We start from the raw sequence: 20,495 nt of genomic DNA, 5'->3' as shown, positions 1-20,495 counted from the left end.
GCGAACGATTCGCAACAACGGGTGGGGGCAGTGGTGACGGCGACGGAGGTGCGACCGTCCGACGTCCCCGACCTGACCGGCCTCGGCCTCGACGCCGTACGTCGCCGCGGCCGGCGGTGGATCGTCGGGCTCGTGCTGGCGCTGCTCGCCACGCTGCTGCTCGCCGTCGGCACCGGTGCGGTGCTGGTGCCGCCCGACGTGGTGGCCCGGATCGTCGGCTTCCACGGCCTGGGGCTCGGCGAGCAGACCTGGTCGCCCGCGCAGGACGCCATCGTCTGGCAGGTGCGGGTGCCCCGGGTGCTGCTCGGGGCACTGGTCGGCGCCGGCCTCGCGGTGTGCGGCGTCGCGCTGCAGGCGATGGTGCGCAACGTGCTGGCCGACCCCTACCTGCTCGGCATCAACTCCGGGGCCTCCACCGGGGCCGCGGTCGCGATCCTCTTCGGCGTCGGCGGCGGGCTGGGGGCGGCGCTCGGTGAGCACACGCTGCAGGGCAGCGCCTTCCTGGACGCGCTGGCCGCGTCGGTGCTGGTCTTCGTGGTCGCCCGCACCGGCGGCCGGGTGACCTCGATGCGGCTGCTCCTCGCCGGTGTCGCGGTCGGCTACGCGCTCTACGCCCTGACCAGCTTCCTGATCTTCGCCTCGGGCTCCGCCGAGGGCGCCCGCTCGGTGCTCTTCTGGCTGCTCGGCTCGCTGGGCCTGGCCGCCTGGGGCACCCCGCTGGCCGTCGTCGCGGGCGCCGTCGTCGTGACGGTGGCGGTGCTCGTCGTGACCGAACGCGGCCTCGACGCCCTGGCCATCGGCGACGAGACGGCCCACACCCTGGGCGTCGCCCCCGAGCGGCTGCGCACCCTGCTGCTGGTGGTGGTCTCGCTGTGCGTGGGCGTCGTGGTCGCCGCCTCCGGCAGCATCGGCTTCGTCGGCCTCGTCGTGCCGCACCTCGCCCGCCGTGCCGTCGGCGCGGCGCACGCCCGGGTCGTCCCGGTCGCCGCCCTCATGGGCGCCGTGCTGCTCGTGTGGGCCGACGTCGCCGCCCGCACGCTCCTGGCTCCCCAGGAGGTCCCCATCGGCATCATCACCGCGCTCGTCGGTGCCCCGTTCCTGCTGCTGCTCGTCCGCCGCCTCCACGCCACCGCGGCCTGACCCCCTCCGGAGATCCCCGTGCGCCTGCGCCTGCTCGTCGCCCCCCTCGCCCTCGTGCTCGCCGCCTCCGGGTGCGGGTCGGCCGGTCGCGGCGACGACGCCGGCGCCGACGCGTCGTACGACCCGGTGACGGTGGCGAACTGCGGTGCCGAGGTCGACTTCACCGCCGCTCCCGAGCGGATGGTGCTGCTCAAGAGCGCCTCGGTGCCCTACCTCCAGGCGCTGGGCGTGATGGACCGGGTGGTCGCGCGGGCGGGCCAGTACCCCGAGGAGTACTACGACGAGGAGACGCTCGCGGCGCTCGACGACGTGCCGCTGCTCACCGACCGCACCGACTCCTCGGGCCACCTGCAGATCTCGCGCGAGGTCGTCATCGCCCAGGAGCCCGACCTGGTGATGGGCGCGGTCGACAACCTCTCGCGTGAGTCGCTCGACGCCGTCGGCATCCCGTTGCTGGAGGAGCCCGCCCTGTGCCCCGACGGTGTCGACGACCCGTCGTACGACGACGTGAAGGAGCAGATGCGCACCTACGGCGAGGTCTTCGGCGAGCCGGAGCGGGCGGAGGCCGCGGTGGCCGAGCTCGAGGAGCGGCTCGCGGCCATCGAGGAGCGCGCCCTCGACGACGGCACCACGGCTGCGGTGCTCTACCCCACGGTGGGCGGGGGCGTGACCTACGCCTACGGCATGCGCAGCATGGCGCAGCCGCAGCTCGACGCCGCCGGCCTCGAGAACGTCTTCGGCGACGTCGAGGAGCGCGTCTTCGAGGTCACCCTGGAGGAGCTGCTCGACCGCGACCCCGACGTGGTCGTGCTCCTCCACGGCGACGGCGACCCGGCCGAGGTCGAGGCTGCGCTGACGCAGCTGCCCGGTGCCGACCAGCTCACCGCGGTGCAGGACGACCAGGTGATGACCCAGCTCTTCAACTTCACCGAGCCGGGGACGCCGCTCGCCGTCGACGGGCTCGAGCGGATCGTGGACAGGTTCGGCGCGTGATCTCGGCGCACGGGGTCTCGTGGTCCTACGGCCGGCACCGTGTGCTCGACCGGGTCGACGTGCGGGCCGAGGACGGCCGCGTGCTCGGGCTGGTGGGCCCCAACGGCAGCGGCAAGACCACCCTGCTGCGGCTGCTGCACGGCGGCCTGCACGACCCGTCCGGCCGCGTCGCCGTCGACGAGCAGGACCTCCGCGACCTCGGCCACCGCGAGACCGCCCGACGGCTCGCCGTGGTGGTGCAGGAGAGCTCGGCCGCCGACACCACCCTGACGGCCGCCGAGATGGTGCTCCTCGGGCGCACCCCGCACCTGGCGGCCTTCTCCCGCGCCGGCGTCGACGACCACCGGGTCGTCGCCGAGAGCCTCAGGCGCGTCGGCGCCTCCCACCTCGGACCACGGCCGCTCGCCGCGCTCTCGGGTGGTGAGCGGCAGCGCGTGCTGATCGCGAGGGCGCTCGCCCAGCAGACCACCCACCTGCTGCTGGACGAGCCGACCAACCACCTCGACATCCGCTACCAGCACGACGTGCTGGGGCTGCTGCAGGGACTGTCACGTTCGCCCGGTGCGTGCGTGGTCGTGGTGCTGCACGACCTCAACCTCGCGGCCCGCTACTGCGACGACCTGCTGCTGCTCTCGGCCGACGGCGAGGTCGTCGGCCAGGGCCCTGTCGCCGACGTGCTCGACCCCGACCTGCTCGCCCGCGTCTACGGCCTGCCCGTCCGGCGTCTCGAGCTCGACGGCGAGATCCACCTGCTCTTCCGGCCCGCCGTGCGCGAGGTCGTCGCGTGACCGTCCGCACCGACGTCCAGTCCCGCCTCGACGCGTACTGGAGCCGTCGCGCCGTGGCGTACGACGGCTGCCAGCAGCGGCCGGAGCGCCGGGACCTCGACCGGGCCGCGTGGGGGGCGGTCTGGTCGGGGTCACCGGGATCGACCTCAGCGACGGCATGCTCGCGGAGGCCCGGGCACACGCGGCGGACATGGCCGACCCACCGGTGCTGCTGCGCGGCGACATGGTCGACCCGCCCCTGGCTCCGGGCTCGGTCGACGCCGTCGTCGGGCGCTACGTCGCCTGGACGCTGCGGTCGCCGGGCCACGCGGCCGAGGCGTGGCTGCGGCTGCTGCGGCCCGGTGGGCGGCTCGCGCTGGTCGACACCGCGTGGTTCCCCGACGGCGTCGACGCCCCGGGGGAGGAGCGGCCCGACGCCTTCCGCGACGCCTACGACGACGAGTCCCTGGCCGCCCTCCCGCTCGCGGAGGGTGACACCGTCGGAGCGCTCCAGGACGTGCTGCGGGCGGCCGGCTTCCGCGACGTCGCGGTCTCGCCCCTGCTCACCGTGCGCGAGCTCGACATCGCCCTGGGCGTGGCACCGGGCCACCAGGTGCGCACGCAGTTCCTCGTGACCGCCCGGGCCTGACTCAGGCCGGCCGAAGCACCGCGACGACGTACTCCTCGCTCGGCGGCCGCAGGTCGTAGCCGCCGGCGAGCAGCTCGACGCCCAGGCCGGCCTCGGCGGCGTGGGCGCGCAGCGCGGCGGCGGGGTAGTCGCGGCTGCCCGCCGGACCGTCGACCGGGTGGAAGCCGACCAGCAGGCAGCCGCCGTTTGCGAGCAGGCCCGCGAGCGTGCGCAGCGCCTGCACCTCGGTGCCGTCGGCGAGGTAGACCATGACGTTGCCCACCACCACGACCACGTCGTACGCCGCGGGGGCACCGTGGGCGGCGAGCAGGTCGGCGTCGAGGGCGAGCAGGTCGGCCTCGACCACCGGCACCTCGGGGAAGCGCTCGCGCGACATCGCGACCAGCTCGGGGTCCTTCTCGACGCCGACGACGCGGTGCCCGCGGCGGCGCAGCGACTCGGCGACCCGGCCCAGGCCGGAGCCGGCGTCGAGGACCCGGGCTCCGCGCGGCGCGAGCACGTCGACCAGCCGGGCCTCGCCGTCGTCGCCGGTGCCGCCGGGGTCGGCGTCGAAGAGCTCGGTGAAGGTGCGCACGTAGCCCGACTCGCGGGTCTCGCCCGCCAGGTCCCACCGGGTCGGGGGGATCGGCTCGCTCACAGCTTGCGCAGCCTGACCCAGCGCACGGAGTGGTCGTGGTCCTTGCGGAGCACCAGCGTGGCCCGCGAGCGCGTGGGCTGCACGTTCTGCTGCAGGTTGGGGCCGTTGATCTCGTCCCAGATGCGGCTGGCCTCGGCCACCGCCTCCTCGTGCGAGAGGGCGGCGTACTTGGAGAAGTAGGACTGCGGGTCGCGGAAGGCGGTCTCGCGCAGCCGCAGGAAGCGGTCGGTGTACCACCGGCGGATGTCGCTGGTCGCCGCGTCGACGTAGACGCTGAAGTCGAAGAAGTCGCTCACCGCGAGACCGGTGCGGCCGTCGGCGCGCTGCCGCGCCGGCTGGAGCACGTTGAGGCCCTCGACGATGACGATGTCGGGCCGGCTGACCGTCACCACCTGGTCGGGCACCACGTCGTAGACGAGGTGGGAGTAGATCGGCGCCTGCACCTCGTCCCTGCCCGACTTGATGTCGACGACGAAGCGCAGCAGCGCCTTGCGGTCGTAGGACTCTGGGAAGCCCTTGCGGTGCAGCAGCCCCCTGCGCTCGAGCTCGGCGTTGGGCAGCAGGAAGCCGTCGGTCGTCACCAGCGCCACCTGCGGGTGCTCGGGCCAGTGGGCGAGCACGTGCTGCAGCACGCGGGCGGTCGTCGACTTGCCGACCGCGACCGAGCCCGCCAGCCCGATGACGTACGGCGTGCGCGGCGGCTGCGTGCGGTGCAGGAAGTCCTCCTGCTCGCGGTGGAGCCGGCCGGCCGCGGCCACGCGCAGGCTCAGCAGCCGCGAGAGCGGCAGGTAGACCTGCTCCACCTCGGCGAGGTCGAGCTGGTCACCGAGGCCGCGGACCCGCTCGATCTCCGGGTCGGAGAGCGGCTGGTCGGTGGCGCTGCCCAGCGCGGCCCAGGCGGCGCGCTCCAGCTCGACGTACGGCGAGGCCTCCCCGGCGTCGGCGGGGCGCGAGCCGTGTGACATGCGTGGCAGCGTAGGGCGTGCGCGCCGCCCTCCGACCACAACCCCACCTAGACTCCGGACCCATGTGCGGCATCGTGGGGTACGTCGGCCACCGTCAGGCGCGAGACGTCGTGATCGAGGGACTGCGGCGGCTGGAGTACCGCGGCTACGACTCGGCCGGCGTCGCCGTGGTCGACGGCGGCACCATCGCCAGCGACAAGCGCGCCGGCAAGCTGGCCAACCTCGAGGCCGCCCTGGAGGCCGAGCCGCTGCCCGCCTCGCAGACCGGCATCGGCCACACCCGCTGGGCGACCCACGGCCCGCCGACCGACCGCAACGCCCACCCGCACCTGGGCGAGAAGAGCCGGCTCGCGCTGGTGCACAACGGCATCGTCGAGAACTACGTGGGCCTGCGCGCCGAGCTCGAGGCGGCCGGCCACGACCTGCTCTCCGACACCGACACCGAGGTCGCGGCCCACGTGCTCGAGGCCGAGCTGGTCGAGTGCGGCGACCTCGCCGAGGCGATGCGCCGCACCTGCCGCCGGCTCGAGGGTGCCTTCACCCTCGTCGCGGTCGACGCCGAGGACCCCACCACCGTCGTGGCGGCCCGCCGCAACTCCCCGCTGGTCGTCGGCATCGGCGAGGGCGAGAACTTCCTCGGCTCCGACGTCGCCGCCTTCATCGAGCACACCCGCGAGGCGCTCGAGCTCGGCCAGGACCAGGTCGTCGCCATCACCGCCGACGACGTCGTGGTCACCGGCTTCGACGGCACTCCCGCCGAGGGCACCCGCTACCACGTCGACTGGGACCTCTCGGCCGCCCGCAAGGACGGCTTCGACTGGTTCATGCGCAAGGAGATCTTCGAGCAGCCGCGTGCCGTCGGCGACGCGCTGCTCGGCCGCCACTCCGGCAAGGGTCAGCTCCAGCTCGACGAGCTGCGCCTGAGCGAGCAGGAGCTGCGCGACATCGACCGCATCATCGTCATCGGGTGCGGCACGGCGGCGTACTCCGGGCTGGTGGCGAAGTACGCCATCGAGCACTGGACCCGGATCCCCTGCGAGGTCGAGCTCGCCCACGAGTTCCGCTACCGCGACCCGATCCTGACCCGCAACACCCTGGTGGTGGCGATCAGCCAGTCGGGCGAGACCGCCGACACCCTGATGGCGATCCGCTACGCCCAGCAGCAGCGGGCCAAGGTGCTGGCCATCTGCAACACCAACGGCTCGACCATCCCGCGTGAGTCCGACGCCGTCATCTACACCCACGCCGGGCCCGAGATCGGCGTCGCGTCGACCAAGGGGTTCCTCACCCAGCTGATCGCCTGCTACCTGCTCGGCCTCTACCTCGCCCAGGTGCGCGGCACCAAGTACGGCGACGAGATCAGCCAGGTCGTCGACCAGCTCGAGCAGATGCCCGCCAAGGTGCAGTCGCTGCTCGACCGCTGTGAGGAGATCTACGCGCTGGCCCGCGAGCACGCCGACACCCGCTCGGTGCTCTTCCTCGGCCGTCACGCGGGCTACCCGGTCGCGCTCGAGGGCGCGCTGAAGCTCAAGGAGCTCGCCTACATCCACGCCGAGGGCTTCGCCGCCGGCGAGCTCAAGCACGGTCCGATCGCGCTGATCGAGGAGGGCCTGCCGGTCTTCTGCGTGATGCCGCCCCGCGGCCGCGACCAGCTGCACGACAAGATGAGCAGCGCCGTGCAGGAGATCCGCGCCCGCGGCGCCCGCACCTACGTGCTGGTCGAGGAGGGCGACGACAGCGTCGAGTCGTGGGCCGACGTCGTCATCCGGCTCCCGCAGTGCCCGACGCTGCTCCAGCCGATCCTGGCCAGCGTGCCGCTGCAGCTGTTCGCCTGCGAGCTCGCCACCGTGATGGGCCACGACGTCGACCAGCCCCGCAACCTGGCGAAGTCCGTCACCGTCGAGTGATCGTCGGGGTCGGCTGCGACGTCGTCGGTCTCGACCGCTTCGCCGCGGCCCTGCGGCGTACGCCGACCCTGCGCGCGCGGCTCTTCGCCCCGGGCGAGGCGGCGCTCGACGACGTCGCCCTCGCCGGCTGCTTCGCCGCCAAGGAGGCGCTGGTCAAGGCCCTGGGCGCCCCGCCGGGCCTGGCCTGGCACGACGTCGAGGTCCGTGGCACCACCCTGCTGCTCCGCGGCACCGTCGCCGAGCGGGTCGGTGACCGCCGCGCCACCCTGCGCCTCTCCCACCTCCCCGGCGCCGTCCTCGCCCTCGTCACCCTCGAGTCGTGTGCCTGAGAGGGCGCTATGACGCCCTCTCAGGCACACGACTCGTCACTCTGAGCGCGCGGAGGTCGTCGACCACCGCCTCGGGCTCGTCGCGGAGCTCGCGGGCGCTGCACCGCACGATGACGCGGCCGGGTCCGCTGAGGCGACGTTGCCGCGACATGTCGTCCTCCCAGTGCTCGGTCGACATGTGGAACCCGCCGTCGACCTCCAGCACCACCACCGTGCCGTCGGGCAGGCGCCACTCGCAGTCGAGGAAGCGCCACCGGCCCGCCGCGTCCCGGCGACGCCGCTGCCGAGTGGGCCGAGGCAGGCCGAAGCGCCGGCACACCCGCCCGAGGTCGATCTCGGCCAGCGACTGCGCCCCGCCCTCGATGTCGCGCAGCACGGCGCGGAACAGCGCGGCGCGTCGCAGCGGCCGCATCAGGGTCAGCTCGCTGAGCAGCAGCGTCGGCGTGGTGAGCCGCTGCTGCACGACCGCGGCCAGCAGGCCCTGCGCCGTACGCGCGGAGCGGTCGTAGCCGGCGAAGAGCAGGGCGGCGGGCTCGACGCGGGCCAGCGGGAGCTCGGAGCTGGTGTCGCGGAAGCGGCGAAGCGGCCGGCGCGTGCGGGCGAAGTGGATCCCGGCGAGGTCGTCGACCACCACCTCGTCGTCGACGAGGACCGTGGCGTCGTCGCGGTGCCAGCCGCGCAGGCCGTGCACCTCGAGGGCGGTCAGCCCGCCGACCACCGCCGTGCCCCCGACGTGGAGGGCACCGAGCCAGCACGTCGCCTCACGGTTCAGCGGACCGGTGAAGGTGCTGACGACCGTGCTGCTGCGCTCGGCCCACCGGCGCGCGGCGACGTGGTTGCGCACGCGCTTGTGGTCGCAGCCGAGTGCGAGCAGCTGCCGTCGTGCCACCAGGCCCTGCTGCGCCGCGGCCAGGCGGGTGATGACGAGCTCGTCCATGCTCGGGAGCCTGGCGCGATCGGCGGGATCCCGCTCCGGCTCTCCACAGGCCGTGAGTCGTGTGCCTGAGAGGGCGCCATGGCGCCCTCTCAGGCACACGACTCGTAGGTTGGGGGCATGAGGGCGGCGCACACGGTGGAGCAGGTGCGGGCGGCGGAGGGCGAGCTGGTGGCGCGGCTGCCCGAGGGCGCGCTGATGCAGCGAGCGGCGGCCGGGCTGGCGACGGCGGTGGCCGACCTGCTCGACGGGGTGTACGGCGCCCGCGTGCTGCTGCTGGTCGGCGGAGGCGACAACGGCGGCGACGCTCTCCTCGCGGGGGCGGCGCTCGCGCGACGGGGCGCAGCGGTCGAGGCGGTGCTGCTCTCCGACCACGTCCACGCCGGCGGGCTCGCCGCGCTGCGGGGGCGCGGCGGTCGGATGGTGAGCCTGGCGCAGAGCCGTCGGCCCGACGTCGTCGTCGACGGGATCGTCGGCATCGGCGGCCGGCCCGGCCTGCGGCCCGACGCCGCCGAGGCGGTCGGGCGGCACGAAGGGGTGCCGGTGGTGGCCGTCGACGTGCCGTCGGGGGTCGACGTCGACACCGGTCGGCTGGACGGCGACCACGTGCGGGCCGACCTGACGGTCACCTTCGGCACCCACAAGGTGGCCCACCTCGTCGACCCCGCGGCCGCGGCGTGCGGGGTGGTGCACCTCGTCGACCTGGGGCTCGACCTGCCCGAGCCGGCGGTGACGGCGCTGCAGGCGGTCGACGTGGCGGCGCTGCTGCCCCGTCCGAGCGGCAGCGACCACAAGTACACCCGCGGCGTCGTGGGCGTCCGCGCCGGCAGCGAGCTCTACCCGGGCGCGGCGGTGCTGTGCACCAGCGGCGCGGCGAGCGGGCTCGCCGGCATGGTGCGGTACGCCGGTGCGGCCGCCGACGCCGTGCGCGCGGCCCATCCCGAGGTGGTCGTGGGGGAGGGCCGGGTGCAGGCCTGGGTGGTCGGCTCGGGCGGCGACGCCGACGCCGAGCAGGCGCTCGCCGACGCGCTGGCCGACGGCGTGCCGACCGTCGTCGACGCCGACGCGCTGCAGCACGTCGAGCCCGGGCCACGAGGGGGCGGTGCAGCCGAGCTGGTGCTCACCCCGCACGCCGGCGAGCTGGCGCGCATGCTCGGGCTCGAACGCGCCGAGGTCGAGGCCGACGGGCTCGCGGTCGTGCGCCGCGCCGCCCGGGAGCACGACGCCACGGTGCTGCTCAAGGGCCGCCGCACCCTGGTGGCCCGGCCCGACGGTGCGGTGCGGGTGACCGCGAGCGGGGTGCCGTGGCTGGCGGTCGCGGGCGCGGGCGACGTGCTGGCCGGCTTCAGCGGCTCGCTGCTCGCCGCCGCCCTCGCGCCGTGGGACGCCGCGTCCGCCGGGTCGTGGCTGCACGGCGCGGCCGCCGCGCTGGCCAGCGGCGGCGGGCCGCTGAACGCGGGGGCGGTGGCCGACGCGGTGCCGGACACGGTGCGGCACCTGCTCCGCTGAGCCGCCCCGGGTGGGAGCATGGGTCCGCCATGGAGACGCCCAGCCCCGAGCCCAGTCCGCGCGCGGAGGTCGAGGTCGACCTCGCGGCGGTGCGGCACAACGTGCGGCGGCTGCGCGAGCTGGTGTGGCAGGACGGACCGGGTCTGACCATGGTCGTGGTCAAGGCCGACGGCTACGGCCACGGGCTGGTGCCGGTGGCCCGGGCGGCGCGGCAGGCGGGGGCCGACTGGCTCGGTGCGGCGACGCCCGAGGAGGCGCTCGCGCTGCGCGAGGCCGGCGACACCGGCCGCGTGCTGACCTGGCTGGCGGCGCCCGGCCAGGACTTCGCGTCGCTGGTGGCCGCCGACGTCGACGTGTCGGCGTACTCCGTGCCGCAGCTCGACGAGGTCGTGCGCGGCGCCCGCGAGGCCGGCCGACCGGCCCGGCTGCAGCTCAAGCTCGACACCGGGCTCTCGCGCGGCGGCGCCGAGCGCTCGGAGTGGCTGCCGCTGCTGACCGCGGCCCGGCACGCCGAGGACGAGGGCGACGTGGCCGTCACGGGCATCTGGTCGCACCTCGCCTGCGCCGACGAGCCCGAGCACCCGGCCAACCGCGCGCAGCTCGACGCCTTCGCCGAGGGGCTCGCCCTGGCCGACGACGCCGGCCTGCGCCCGGAGGTGCGCCACCTCGCCAACTCCGCGGGCGCGCTGCTGCACCCGGGGTCACGCCACGACCTGGTGCGGCTCGGCATCGCCACCTACGGCTTCAGCCCCGCGCCCGGGGTCGTCAGCGGGGCCGATCTCGGCCTGGTGCCGGCGATGACGGTGCGGGCCCGGGTCGTGATGACCAAGGAGCTCGCCCCGGGCGACGGCGTCTCCTACGGCCACCAGTGGGTCGCGACGGAGCCGACGCGGGTCGCGCTGGTGCCCCTCGGGTACGCCGACGGCGTCCCGCGGCACGCGTCGGGACGCGCCGAGGTGCTGCTCGACGGCGTACGCGCCCCCGTCCTCGGTCGCGTGTGCATGGACCAGGTCGTGGTGGCCGCGCCCGAGGCCGACCCGGGCGACGAGGTGCTGCTGCTGGGACCGGGCACGCGCGGCGAGCCCACGGCGACCGAGTGGGCCGACTGGTGCGGCACCATCGACTACGAGATCGTCACCCGGATGCGCGGACGGCAGGTCCGCTCCTGGGTCGGAGAGGACGACGAGTGAGCAAGCGGTCGTGGGCGTGGGCCGGAGGCGGTGCGGCCGCGGCGGCCATCGCCGCGCTCGGCACCGGCGTCGTGGTCGAGCGGCGGGTCGTCCAGGCGCGCCGCCTGGGCGCCGACGAGGCCGACAGCTACGGCACCCTGCGCTCGACGCCCCGCCGGGTCCGCTGCAGCGACGGCGCGGTCGTGCACGTCGAGGTCGACGAGCCCGACGCCGACGCCGACCCCGGGGCTCCGACGATCGTGCTGGTGCACGGCTTCGCGCTCAACATGGACTGCTGGCACTTCCAGCGCCAGGCGCTGCGCGGCCGCCACCGCGTGGTGCTCTACGACCAGCGCTCCCACGGGCGCTCCCCGCGGGCCGACGGCAACGAGGACATCGACCAGCTCGGCAAGGACCTCGCCTCCGTGCTCGCCCAGGTCACCAGCGGCCCGGTCGTGCTGGTCGGTCACTCGATGGGTGGCATGTCGGTCATCGCGTTCGCCCAGGACCACCCGAGGCTGTTCCTCGACCGAGTGGTCGGCGTCGGCCTGGTCGCCACCACCGCCGGCGGGCTGCGGCCCCACCGCACGCTGTCGCGGCTGATCCCCGACGGCCTCGGCACCCGCTTCGCGCCCGCCGTCGTCGCCGTGCTCTCCCGGGCGCCCGAGCTGGTCGACTCGGCGCGCCGCTCCGGCTCCAACCTCGGCTTCCTCGTGGCGCAGCGCTGGGCCTTCGGCAAGGGGCACAAGCCCGAGCCGGCGCTGGTGGAGTTCCTCGACGAGATGCTGGGCGAGACGCCGTACGACGTGCTGGCGGCGTTCTTCCCCGCCTTCGGCACCCTCGACCGGTTCGAGGACATCGCCGTGCTGCACACGGTGCCGACCACCATCGTCTGCGGCACCGACGACCGGCTGACCCCGGTCACGCTGAGCCGCAAGATGGCCTCGCTGGTCGAGGGCTCGCGGCTGGTGGAGTGCCGCGGCTCCGGCCACATGGTGATCTTCGAGGAGCACGAGCTGGTCACCCGCGAGATCGAGCGGTTGGTCGACCTCGCGGTCGCGGCCCGGCAGTCGGCGGCCGGATGAGCGACGAGCTGGTCATCACCGAGGTCGGCGGCGAGCGTGCCGGCGACGTGCTGGCGGTCGTGCACGAGTCGTTCGCCAACCGCCCGCCGCTCGACCCGCCCGCCACGGCGCTCGAGGAGACCGAGGAGAGCATCCGCCGCGCGCTCGAGGGCTACGGGGGCCTCGTCGTCGAGCTCGACGGACAGGCGGTCGGGTCGCTGATCTTCGAGGAGCGTGGCCGGCTGCTCGGCGTGCGCCGCGTCGGCGTGCTCGAGCGGGTCCGCGGCCTCGGGGTCGCGGCGCAGCTCGCGAGCCGGGCCTTCGAGGTGGCCGCCGAGCGTCACCTGGGCGGCGTCGAGCTCGAGGCGCGCATGGAGCTGCCCCGCACGCTCGCCTTCTGGCGCCGCATGGGCTACGTCGAGTCGGGCCGCAACGGCAACCGCATCACCATGCTCCGGCTGCTGCCCGTCACCCGCACGCTGGTCACGCCCGAGGAGACCCGGGCCTACGGCGCCTGGCTCGCCACGGTGCTGCGCCCCGGCGACGTCGTGCTGCTGACGGGCGACCTCGGCGCCGGCAAGACCACCCTGACGCAGGGCATCGGCGACGGCCTCGGCGTGCGGGGGCTGGTCACCTCGCCGACCTTCGTCATCGCCCGGGTGCACCCCCCGACCGGCGACGGGCCGGCGCTGGTGCACGTCGACGCCTACCGCCTCGGCGACAGCCTCGAGCTCGACGACCTCGACCTCGACACCGACGTCGACACGGCCGTGACCGTCGTCGAGTGGGGCGAGGGCAAGGCCGAGGGACTCGCCGACAGTCGGCTGCAGCTCGACCTCGCCCGCGCCGACGACGACACCCGCACGCTCACCCTGACGCCGGTCGGCCCCCGCTGGCGCGACCTGCACTTCTGAGCCCGAGGAGATCCCAGATGCTGCTCGCCTTCGACACGGCCACCTCTCGGGTGACGGTCGCGCTGCACGACGGCGCGGCGGTCGTGGCGTCGTACGACGCCGACGAGGGCCTGCGCCACGGCGAGATGCTCGCCCCCGGCATCGAGCGGGTGCTCGCCGAAGCCAGTGCCGACATCGGCGACGTCGACACCGTCGCGGTCGGGGTGGGACCAGGGCCGTTCACAGGCCTGCGCGTCGGTCTCGTCACCGCCCGCGTCCTCGGCCTGACCCGCGGCGTCACCGTGCACGGCGTCTGCTCCCTCGATGTCGTCGCCCTCGAGGCGAGGCGCGCCGGGTTCGACGAGGTGACCGTGGTCACCGACGCCCGCCGCAAAGAGGTCTACCTCGCCGTCTACGGCGGCGGTCGACGTGTCTCGGGCCCCGAGGTGGTGCTGCCCGCCGACGCCCGGGTGAGCGGTGCGGTGGTGGGTCGCGGCGCGGCGATGTACCCCCACGCCTTCCCCGGCCACCGTGGTCCCGAGCAGCCGTCGGCAGCGGTGCTGGCCGACGGCGTCGTGCGCGGCGAGCTCGAGCTGCTCGCGCCCGACCCGCTCTACCTGCGCCGCCCCGACGCCGCCGAGCCCGGCCGCCCGAAGCGGGTCAGCTAGCGGCGGCCCGGCGACGCAGCACGACCACGACCACGGGCGAGGAGTAGGTCCACCCACCCGGCCAGGCAGCCGCGGCGACCAGCCAGGTGCCGACGGCGGCCAGGACGTCGCCGACGTCGGTCGCGGTGGGGCGACCGGCAGCGGTCGCGACGATCCCCGCCAGCGACACGGCGGCGCCCAGCAGGACCAGCCCGCCCTGGACGTCCCACGCGCAGAGCGCCGCCTGGAGCGGCAGCGTCACCAGCCACACGGCGCCCGCTTGCACGCCGGGTTGCACCGGGCGGTCCGGGGCGGGGTACGACGCTCGCCCGCGCGCCGCCGCTGCCGCCCAGCCGAGTGCGAGCAGCGGCACCCCGAGCACCACCCACCACGGGCTCGCGCCACCCACCAGGGGGGCGCTGGCCAGGTCGTCGAGCGGGGCGTAGGAGCCGCTGTACTCGTAGGTCACGGGCCGGGTCTGGTACCAGGTGCCGACCGCGAGGCCGCCGACCGCGACGGCCGCCACTCCGAGCGCCCACCCCAGCCGGTCGACGACACCCGACGGCAGACCACGCACGACCCCCAGCCAGCGCGCGGCACCGACGCCGGCGAGTGCCAGCGCAGCGGCCCCGGCCGCGTGGAGCAGCAGCGGGACCGGGTCGAGAGCGATCCCCGTGGTCACGACCGCTTCGGCGGGAGCGGCACGAACATCGAGGTGCGCTCGGCGTACTCGGGGTAGCCCTCGCGCTGCATCATCGTCTTCTCCAGCAGCCGCGCGCCGGTGGCGAAGACGAGGAAGTACGTCATGGCGACGGGCGAGAGCACGGTGGCGAGGCCGATCCAGCCGGCACCGAGGCCGACCAGCCACAGGCCCCACCAGACGCAGGCGTCGCCGAAGTAGTTGGGGTGGCGGGTGTAGCGCCACAGTCCCTGGTCCATCACCTGCGGCCGGGACTCCTTCGGCTGCTTCTTGTACGCCGCCAGCTGCGCGTCGCCGACGGTCTCGAAGAAGAGCCCGACCGCCCAGAGCACGACCCCGAGGACGACCGCCCAGGTCCAGCGGGTGTCGGACACGGCGGCGACCTGCACGGGCAGCGAGACGAACCACATCGCGACGCCCTGGGTCACGAAGACCTTCTTCACCGCGACGGAGAACGGCTGGCCGTCGAGCAGCTCGGCGTAGCGCGGGTCCTCCTCGTCGGTGGCCAGCAGCCGCTGCAGCGTGTGCCGCGCGAGACGCAGCCCCCACACGCCCACGAGGACGAGGAGCAGCCACCGCACGGGGGCGTCGCCGAGGAGCGCGCACACGAGCGCGACCACGACGAAGCCGCCGCCCCAGGCCGCGTCGACCACGACCACCCGGCCCTCGCGGCGGGCCCACAGGGCCGTGGCCGTCATGACGAGCGCGACGGTCAGCGCCGAGACCAGGACCATCACCAGCACGGAGGAGGTCATGCGCGGCTAGTACCCCCGCACCGCGGGCAGGGTGTGGGGTGCGCCGGGACGCACCATGAGGATCTGGTCGACGCCCATCCGGCCGTCGCGGAAGGCCATCGACCCCCCGACGAGGTAGAGCCGCCACACGCGCAGCACCTCCTCGCCCACGAGCTCGCGCAGCCGGTCGGCGTTGCGCTCGAAGTTCTCGATCCACCCGGCCACCGTGAGCACGTAGTGCTCGCGCATGGCGTGCACGTCGCGCACCTCCAGGCCGGCGCGCTCGAGGAAGCCGACGGTCTCGCCGACAGGGCGCATGTGCATGTCGGGGGCGATGAAGGACTCGATGAAGGGCCCGCCGCCGGGGTGGCCCTTGCGACCGCCCGAGCGCGACATCTGCTGCACCAGCACCCGCCCGCCGGGCCGCACCGCGTCGTGCAGCACCGAGGCGTACGTCGCGTAGTTGCGCTCGCCGACGTGCTCGCCCATCTCGAGGGAGCCGACCGCGTCGTAGAAGTGCTTCTCGGGCACCTCGCGGTAGTCCTGCAGCCGGATCTCGACGCGGTCCTGGAGCCCGCGCTCGGCGATGCGGGCGTCGATGAACTTCTTCTGCTCCGCGGCGATGGTCACGCCGGTCACCTGGGCGCCGAAGTGCTCGGCGGCGTGCAGCGACAGCGATCCCCAGCCGCAGCCGACGTCGAGGAAGCGCGTGCCGGGCTCGAGGCCGAGCTTGGTGCACACCAGGTCGAGCTTGGCGCGCTGCGCCTCCTCGACCGAGACGTCGGGGGTGGCGTGGTAGCCGCACGAGTAGGCCATCTGCGGCTCGAGGATCAACGAGTAGAACTCGTTGCTGAGGTCGTAGTGGTGGCTGATGGCCCGCGAGTCACGCAGCTTGGAGTGCAACCGGCCGCGCAACCTGGCCTGGGAGGCCGGCGGCTCGGGCCGCGTGCCCAGCGCCCCGACGTCGACGGCCGTGCGCAGCGCCCGCACGAAGGCCTGCGGCGACGGTCGCACGCCCGACAGCCCGCGGTCGGCGACGACCTGCCACACGTGGGTCAGCGCGGCGTCGAGGTCGTGGTGCACCTCGAGCTCGCCGGTCACGTAGGCCTGGGCGGCCCCGAGCTCGCCCGGGGCCCAGAGCAGGCGGCGCACGGCGTCGCGGGAGCGCAGCTCGACGATCGGGGCGTCGGCGGGGCCGGCCTCGGAGCCGTCCCACGCCCGCAGCCGCACCGGCAGGTCGCCGCCCACGAAGGGGCGCAGCGCCTCGGCGAGGCGCTGTGCGACGCCGGTCGTCGCGACCGGCTCGGCGACGGAGGGGTCCTGCGTGGTGGTCACTGCTGCTCCTGCTCGTCGGGTCGCGCGAAGGCGAGCTGCTGGACGTCGAGGTAGCCCGAGGCGAAGCCGGCGCGGGAGTACTCGAGGTAGAAGTGCCACATCCGCTCGAACACCTCGTCGAAGCCGAGCGCGGCGACCTGGTCGCGGGCGGCGAGGAAGGCGCGGTCCCAGCGGGCGAGCGTCTCGGCGTAGTGGCTGCCCATCCCGAGCCGGTCGACCAGCCGCAGCGAGGTGTCGGCAGCGGTGATCTCGTCGAGCACGCGCACCGAGGGCAGGAAGCCGCCGGGGAAGATGTACTTGTTGATCCAGGTGTAGGTGTGCTTGGTCGCCAGCATCCGGTCGTGCGGCATCGTGATCGCCTGGATCGCGGCCCGCCCGCCCGGGGCGAGGCGGGCGTCGATGGTGCGGAAGTACGTCGACCAGTACTCGTGGCCGACGGCCTCGATCATCTCGACCGAGACCACGGCGTCGTACTGCCCCACCACCCGGCGGTAGTCGCACAGCTCGAGCGTGACCCGGTCGGCGACGCCGGCCGCGTCGACCCGCTCCTGGGCCAGAGCGAGCTGCTCGCTCGACAGGGTCACCGAGTGCACCGTAGCGCCGCGCTGGGCCGCGCGGACCGCCAGCGCCCCCCAGCCGGTGCCGACCTCGAGCACCTGCGAGCCCTCGCGGACGCCGGCGGCGTCGAGCAGCCGGTCGATCTTGCGCACCTGCGCGGTCTCGAGGTCGTCGGCCTCCAGGCCGGGAGGGGTCGCCACGGGGTGCTCGCCGTGCTCGTCGCGACCGGTGACCACCGCGGTGTCGAAGAGCGCCGCGGAGTAGGTCAGCGTCGGGTCGAGGAAGGTGGCGAACAGGTCGTTCGACAGGTCGTAGTGGTGCGCGATGTTGTCGCGGGTGTTGCCGGTGGTGTTCTGGTCGCCCCGCGGGGGTCGGCGTACGTACGCCGCTCGCAGCTTCTGCAGCGGGGCGGGCACCAGCGTCGGCATCTCGGCGGCGAGCACGGTGAGGAAGCCGCCCAGGTCGTCGGCCGACCAGGCGCCGGTGAGGTAGGCCTCCCCGAACCCGATCAGGCCGTCCTGGGCGAGGCGGCGGTAGAACTCGTCGGGCCGGTGCAGCACGGCGCGGGGTCCGCCGCGGCCGAGGGTGCGGGCGTCGGGGCCGTCGCCCTCGACGACGGTCACGCCGAGGCGGCCGACGGCGCTGCGGAAGATGCGTCGGGCGATCCGTCGGCCGACGTCGGCGCGCGGGCCGGTCGGCACGCGGTGCAGGCCGGGCCAGGCGTCGACGATGCCGGAGCCGAGGTCCGGGGTCCGCTCGTGGGTGGTCATCGCACTCCTTCTTGGTGCTGGTGACGGGGGCGGGGGCGCACGCCGAGGCGTCGCGCCCAGAGCCACACCCCGTGGAGGTGTATCAGCACGGTGTGCCGCAGCGCCGCCGGGGCGGTGCGCAGCGGCGAGGCGTCCGTGCGGCGGCCGTCGAGCGAGGCGCTGAAGACGGCCCCGTCGTCGGTGTGGAGGGTGACGGCGACGTGGAGCCGGTCGCCGGGCACGGGCACCGCGACGTCGTACCAGCCGTCGGTGCCGTGGAAGGGCGAGACGTACATCTGCTTGTCGGTGCGGGCCCGCCCCTGGGCGTCGGGGTGGACGAGGTAGGCGTGCCGGTCGCCGTAGGTGTTGTGCACCTCGACGACGACCCCGAGCGACGACCCGTCCTTGCGGAAGCACCAGAAGACGCTGATGGGGTTGAAGCACCAGCCCCAGGCGCGCGCGTTGGCGGCCATGAGGACGCGGCCACCGTCGGGCTCGAGGCCCTGCAGCCGCAGGAAGTGCTCGACGTTGTCCTTCAGCGCGCCCTCGGGGTCGCCGAGGTGGTCGCGGGCCTCGAAGGTGCCGGCGAGCAGGGCGCGCAGCCCGCGACGCCGCGGCAGGTGGTCGAGGTCGACCAGCCAGGTCGTGGAGTCGTGGGCGAAGCTGCGGCGCCAGGGCTGGCGCCGGGTGTGCCGGATCGTCGTGGCGTACGCCGCCGCCTCGCGCGGCAGGTGCTCGACCCCCGCGTGGGGCCACTCGACGCCGAGCCGCCGCGCGGCGTCGACGCCGGAGCGGGCGCCGTCCTCGTGGAAGCCCCAGCCGTGGTAGGCGCCGGCGAAGACCAGCCGCTCGCCGTCGACCTCGCCGAGCCGGCGCTGGGCGGCGACCGACTCGGGGGTGTAGATCGGGTGCTCGTACTCCATCGTGGCCAGCACGGTCGACTGGTCGACGAGGTCCTGGCCGCCGAGGGTGACGACGTAGCGGGTCCCGTCGGGCTGCTCGGGCAGGCGCTGCAGCCGGCTCATGTCGTAGCTGACCGTCACCGGTCCGGGGGAGTCGGAACCCGGGACGCGGCGCAGGTAGTTCCACGACGCCCGCGCGCGGCCGTGACGGGGCAGCACGCTGGTGTCGGTGTGCAGCTGGGTGGTGTTGCGCGAGTACGGCATCGCCGTCAGCACCTCGCGCTGCGCCGCGGTCGGCTCGGCCAGCATGGCCAGGGCCTGGTGCGGGTGCGTGGCGACGACGGCGGCGTCGAAGCGGCGGGTCTCGCCGTTGCCGTCGGTGACCTCGACCCCGTCGGCGACCTCCCGCACGTGGGTGACCTTGGTGCCGAGGCGCACCTCGTGCAGGCCGGCGGCGACCCGCTCGACGTACGTGCGCGAGCCGCCGGTGACGGTGCGCCAGGTCGGCGAGCCGAAGACGCCGAGCATGCCGTGGTGGCGCAGGAAGGCGAAGAGGTAGCGCGCCGGGTAGTCGAGGGAGACGGTGGGGTCGCACGACCACACGCACGCGACGAGCGACTCCACGAAGTGGGTGCGGAAGGTCTCGCTGTAGCCGCCGTCGTCGAGGAAGTCGCGCAGCGTGCGGCCGTCGCCCGCGACGTCGGTGCTGTCGTCGGTCTCCCGCAGCAACCGCGCGGCGTGGCGGTGGAACCGCGGGATCTCCACCAGCATGCGCAGGTAGTCGGGGCGGACGAGGTTGCGCCAGCTGGGGAAGAGACCGGGCAGCCCGAGCGCGCCCGCCCACTCCAGCCCGGTCGCGGCGTCGCGCACCGACAGCGACATCTCCGACTCCTGGGTCGGGACGTCGAGCTCGTGGAAGAGCCGCAGCAGGTGGGGGTAGGTGCGGTGGTTGTGCACGATGAAGCCGGTGTCGACGCCGATCGTGCCGTCGGGCGTCTCGACGTCGTGGGTGTCGGCGTGGCCGCCGAGGCGCGCGTCAGCCTCGTGGACGGTGACGCGGCTGCCGGCGCGGGTCAGGACGTGCGCGGCGAGCAGGCCGGCCACGCCGCTGCCGATGACGGCGACCGTGCCGGGACCCGCCGCAGGAGCGGCAGAGGTCACACGTCCTCCAGGTCGAACATGGCGATGGGGTCGCTCGTGGGCTGCTGCGAGCCGCCCTGGGGCTCCTCGGTGATGGCGACGGCGGCGGCCTCGGCGGCGTCGCCGTCGAGCACGACGGTCTTGTCGCCGCCGGAGCTCATCACGCCGGCCGGCACCGCGGCCCCCTCGGCGTCGAGCAGCCACAGCTCGAACACGCGCTGGGCCGGCGGGTCGGCCATGTCGCTGGTCTGGATGACGGCGAGCCCCTGGCTCGGCGAGCGGGTCACCGTCGCGCTGGAGCCGTCGGGGAAGCGCTGGGTGACCGCCTGGGCGTCGGTCGAGGCCAGCACCCGCTCGGCGGCGACCGGCGGGTCGTCGTCGGGAGCCCACGGCTGGGAGACGCCCAGGCCGATGCCGACGACCACGACGGCCGCCGCGGCGACGGCGACCCGGGCCCGCTGGCCGATCCGACGTCGGAACGGCAGCACCGTGGCGCCCCCGGCGGCCGGTGCGGGGCTCTCGGGCCGCTCGGTCACCGGCGGGAGCGGACGCACCTGCGCGATGTCGGAGAGCAAGCGGTCACGCAGGCCGGGAGGCGGAGCCACCCGGGCGTCGAGCGACATCAGCGCAGCGGCCTCGCGCAGCGAGGCGATCTCGTGGCGGCAGTCCTCGCAGCGCTCGAGGTGCCGCTCGAACGCGGCGCGCTCGTCGTCCTCGAGGGCGTCGACCGCGTAGGCCCCGGACAGGGCGTGCACGGATTCGGAGTTCGGCATG

20 protein-coding genes are annotated in these 20,495 nt (G+C 74.8%); 11 read left to right on the top strand and 9 right to left on the bottom strand.

The annotated features are described in order from the left end of the window. Positions 1 to 33 precede the first annotated feature (33 nt). From ACYU8I_RS16355 to ACYU8I_RS16340, 4 genes are all read left to right on the top strand, one after another. Positions 34 to 1,140 carry a FecCD family ABC transporter permease gene (locus tag ACYU8I_RS16355; RefSeq protein WP_460842859.1) on the top strand — a complete coding sequence of 369 codons (1,107 nt, stop codon included), beginning with the start codon at positions 34 to 36 and terminating at the stop codon, positions 1,138 to 1,140. Positions 1,141 to 1,158: 18 nt separating this feature from the next. Beyond that, positions 1,159 to 2,133 carry an ABC transporter substrate-binding protein gene (locus tag ACYU8I_RS16350; protein WP_460842857.1) on the top strand — a complete coding sequence of 325 codons (975 nt, stop codon included), beginning with the start codon at positions 1,159 to 1,161 and terminating at the stop codon, positions 2,131 to 2,133. Continuing rightward, positions 2,130 to 2,921, top strand: a complete 792-nt coding sequence (locus ACYU8I_RS16345) for an ABC transporter ATP-binding protein (RefSeq protein WP_460842855.1) — start codon at positions 2,130 to 2,132, stop codon at positions 2,919 to 2,921. The genes ACYU8I_RS16350 and ACYU8I_RS16345 overlap by 4 nt, the downstream gene beginning before the upstream one ends. Positions 2,922 to 3,030: 109 nt before the next feature. Continuing rightward, positions 3,031 to 3,549 carry a class I SAM-dependent methyltransferase gene (locus ACYU8I_RS16340; protein ID WP_460842853.1) on the top strand — a complete coding sequence of 173 codons (519 nt, stop codon included), beginning with the start codon at positions 3,031 to 3,033 and terminating at the stop codon, positions 3,547 to 3,549. Position 3,550: 1 nt separating this feature from the next. On the opposite strand, the gene ACYU8I_RS16335 is transcribed toward ACYU8I_RS16340, so the two are convergent. Both ACYU8I_RS16335 and coaA read right to left on the bottom strand, forming a co-directional pair. Continuing rightward, positions 3,551 to 4,186 carry a class I SAM-dependent methyltransferase gene (locus ACYU8I_RS16335; protein ID WP_460842851.1) on the bottom strand — a complete coding sequence of 212 codons (636 nt, stop codon included), beginning with the start codon at positions 4,184 to 4,186 and terminating at the stop codon, positions 3,551 to 3,553. Further along, positions 4,183 to 5,151, bottom strand: coding sequence for a type I pantothenate kinase (gene coaA / locus ACYU8I_RS16330; RefSeq protein WP_460842849.1), 969 nt, complete (start codon positions 5,149 to 5,151; stop codon positions 4,183 to 4,185). The genes ACYU8I_RS16335 and coaA overlap by 4 nt, the downstream gene beginning before the upstream one ends. Before the next feature lie 62 nt (positions 5,152 to 5,213). On the opposite strand from coaA, the gene glmS reads away from it, so the two are divergent. Together glmS and ACYU8I_RS16320 are read left to right on the top strand one after the other, a co-directional pair. Further along, on the top strand, positions 5,214 to 7,058 hold the full coding sequence (gene glmS, locus ACYU8I_RS16325) for a glutamine--fructose-6-phosphate transaminase (isomerizing) (protein WP_460842847.1): 1,845 nt from the start codon (positions 5,214 to 5,216) through the stop codon (positions 7,056 to 7,058). After that, entirely contained in the window at positions 7,055 to 7,387 is a 333-nt protein-coding gene (locus tag ACYU8I_RS16320; RefSeq protein WP_460842845.1) for a holo-ACP synthase, read from the top strand. The genes glmS and ACYU8I_RS16320 overlap by 4 nt, the downstream gene beginning before the upstream one ends. A 7-nt stretch (positions 7,388 to 7,394) precedes the next feature. On the opposite strand, the gene ACYU8I_RS16315 is transcribed toward ACYU8I_RS16320, so the two are convergent. After that, positions 7,395 to 8,324, bottom strand: a complete 930-nt coding sequence (locus ACYU8I_RS16315; RefSeq protein WP_460842842.1) for a hypothetical protein — start codon at positions 8,322 to 8,324, stop codon at positions 7,395 to 7,397. A 117-nt stretch (positions 8,325 to 8,441) separates the two neighbouring features. On the opposite strand from ACYU8I_RS16315, the gene ACYU8I_RS16310 reads away from it, so the two are divergent. Genes ACYU8I_RS16310 through tsaB form a run of 5 tightly spaced genes read left to right on the top strand, consistent with a single transcriptional unit; the run spans position 8,442 to position 13,624 of the window. Next, positions 8,442 to 9,830, top strand: coding sequence for a bifunctional ADP-dependent NAD(P)H-hydrate dehydratase/NAD(P)H-hydrate epimerase (locus ACYU8I_RS16310; RefSeq protein ID WP_460842840.1), 1,389 nt, complete (start codon positions 8,442 to 8,444; stop codon positions 9,828 to 9,830). A gap of 29 nt (positions 9,831 to 9,859) precedes the next feature. Next, entirely contained in the window at positions 9,860 to 11,020 is a 1,161-nt protein-coding gene (gene alr / locus ACYU8I_RS16305; RefSeq protein ID WP_460842838.1) for an alanine racemase, read from the top strand. Continuing rightward, the gene (locus tag ACYU8I_RS16300; protein ID WP_460842836.1) at positions 11,017 to 12,084 is read left to right on the top strand and encodes an alpha/beta fold hydrolase; all 1,068 of its coding nucleotides are present in this window, start codon (positions 11,017 to 11,019) and stop codon (positions 12,082 to 12,084) included. The genes alr and ACYU8I_RS16300 overlap by 4 nt, the downstream gene beginning before the upstream one ends. Beyond that, on the top strand, positions 12,081 to 12,977 hold the full coding sequence (gene tsaE / locus ACYU8I_RS16295) for a tRNA (adenosine(37)-N6)-threonylcarbamoyltransferase complex ATPase subunit type 1 TsaE (protein ID WP_460842833.1): 897 nt from the start codon (positions 12,081 to 12,083) through the stop codon (positions 12,975 to 12,977). The genes ACYU8I_RS16300 and tsaE overlap by 4 nt, the downstream gene beginning before the upstream one ends. Positions 12,978 to 12,994: 17 nt before the next feature. After that, entirely contained in the window at positions 12,995 to 13,624 is a 630-nt protein-coding gene (gene tsaB, locus ACYU8I_RS16290; protein ID WP_460842831.1) for a tRNA (adenosine(37)-N6)-threonylcarbamoyltransferase complex dimerization subunit type 1 TsaB, read from the top strand. Here the strand turns inward: tsaB and ACYU8I_RS16285 are convergent. Genes ACYU8I_RS16285 through ACYU8I_RS16260 form a run of 6 tightly spaced genes read right to left on the bottom strand, consistent with a single transcriptional unit; the run spans position 13,617 to position 20,494 of the window. Next, entirely contained in the window at positions 13,617 to 14,285 is a 669-nt protein-coding gene (locus ACYU8I_RS16285) for a hypothetical protein (RefSeq protein WP_460842830.1), read from the bottom strand. The genes tsaB and ACYU8I_RS16285 overlap by 8 nt on opposite strands. Continuing rightward, positions 14,282 to 15,058 (bottom strand): DUF1295 domain-containing protein, encoded by a 777-nt coding sequence (locus tag ACYU8I_RS16280; protein WP_460842828.1) that lies wholly within the window; start codon positions 15,056 to 15,058, stop codon positions 14,282 to 14,284. Before ACYU8I_RS16280 ends, ACYU8I_RS16285 begins: the two co-directional genes overlap by 4 nt. 6 nt (positions 15,059 to 15,064) lie before the next feature. Next, entirely contained in the window at positions 15,065 to 16,372 is a 1,308-nt protein-coding gene (locus ACYU8I_RS16275) for a class I SAM-dependent methyltransferase (protein WP_460842826.1), read from the bottom strand. Next, positions 16,369 to 17,700, bottom strand: coding sequence for a class I SAM-dependent methyltransferase (locus ACYU8I_RS16270; protein WP_460842824.1), 1,332 nt, complete (start codon positions 17,698 to 17,700; stop codon positions 16,369 to 16,371). The genes ACYU8I_RS16275 and ACYU8I_RS16270 overlap by 4 nt, the downstream gene beginning before the upstream one ends. Further along, a complete protein-coding gene (locus ACYU8I_RS16265) occupies positions 17,697 to 19,742 on the bottom strand; it encodes a DUF1365 family protein (protein ID WP_460842822.1) in 2,046 nt (681 codons plus the stop codon). Before ACYU8I_RS16265 ends, ACYU8I_RS16270 begins: the two co-directional genes overlap by 4 nt. Further along, positions 19,739 to 20,494 (bottom strand): anti-sigma factor, encoded by a 756-nt coding sequence (locus ACYU8I_RS16260; protein ID WP_460842820.1) that lies wholly within the window; start codon positions 20,492 to 20,494, stop codon positions 19,739 to 19,741. Before ACYU8I_RS16260 ends, ACYU8I_RS16265 begins: the two co-directional genes overlap by 4 nt. Between the last annotated feature and the right edge of the window lies 1 nt (position 20,495).

This window comes from Nocardioides marmoraquaticus (assembly GCF_054777915.1).
The sequence above is the reverse complement of the archived record's forward strand: the minus strand, read 5'-3'. Positions and strand labels throughout refer to the sequence as shown.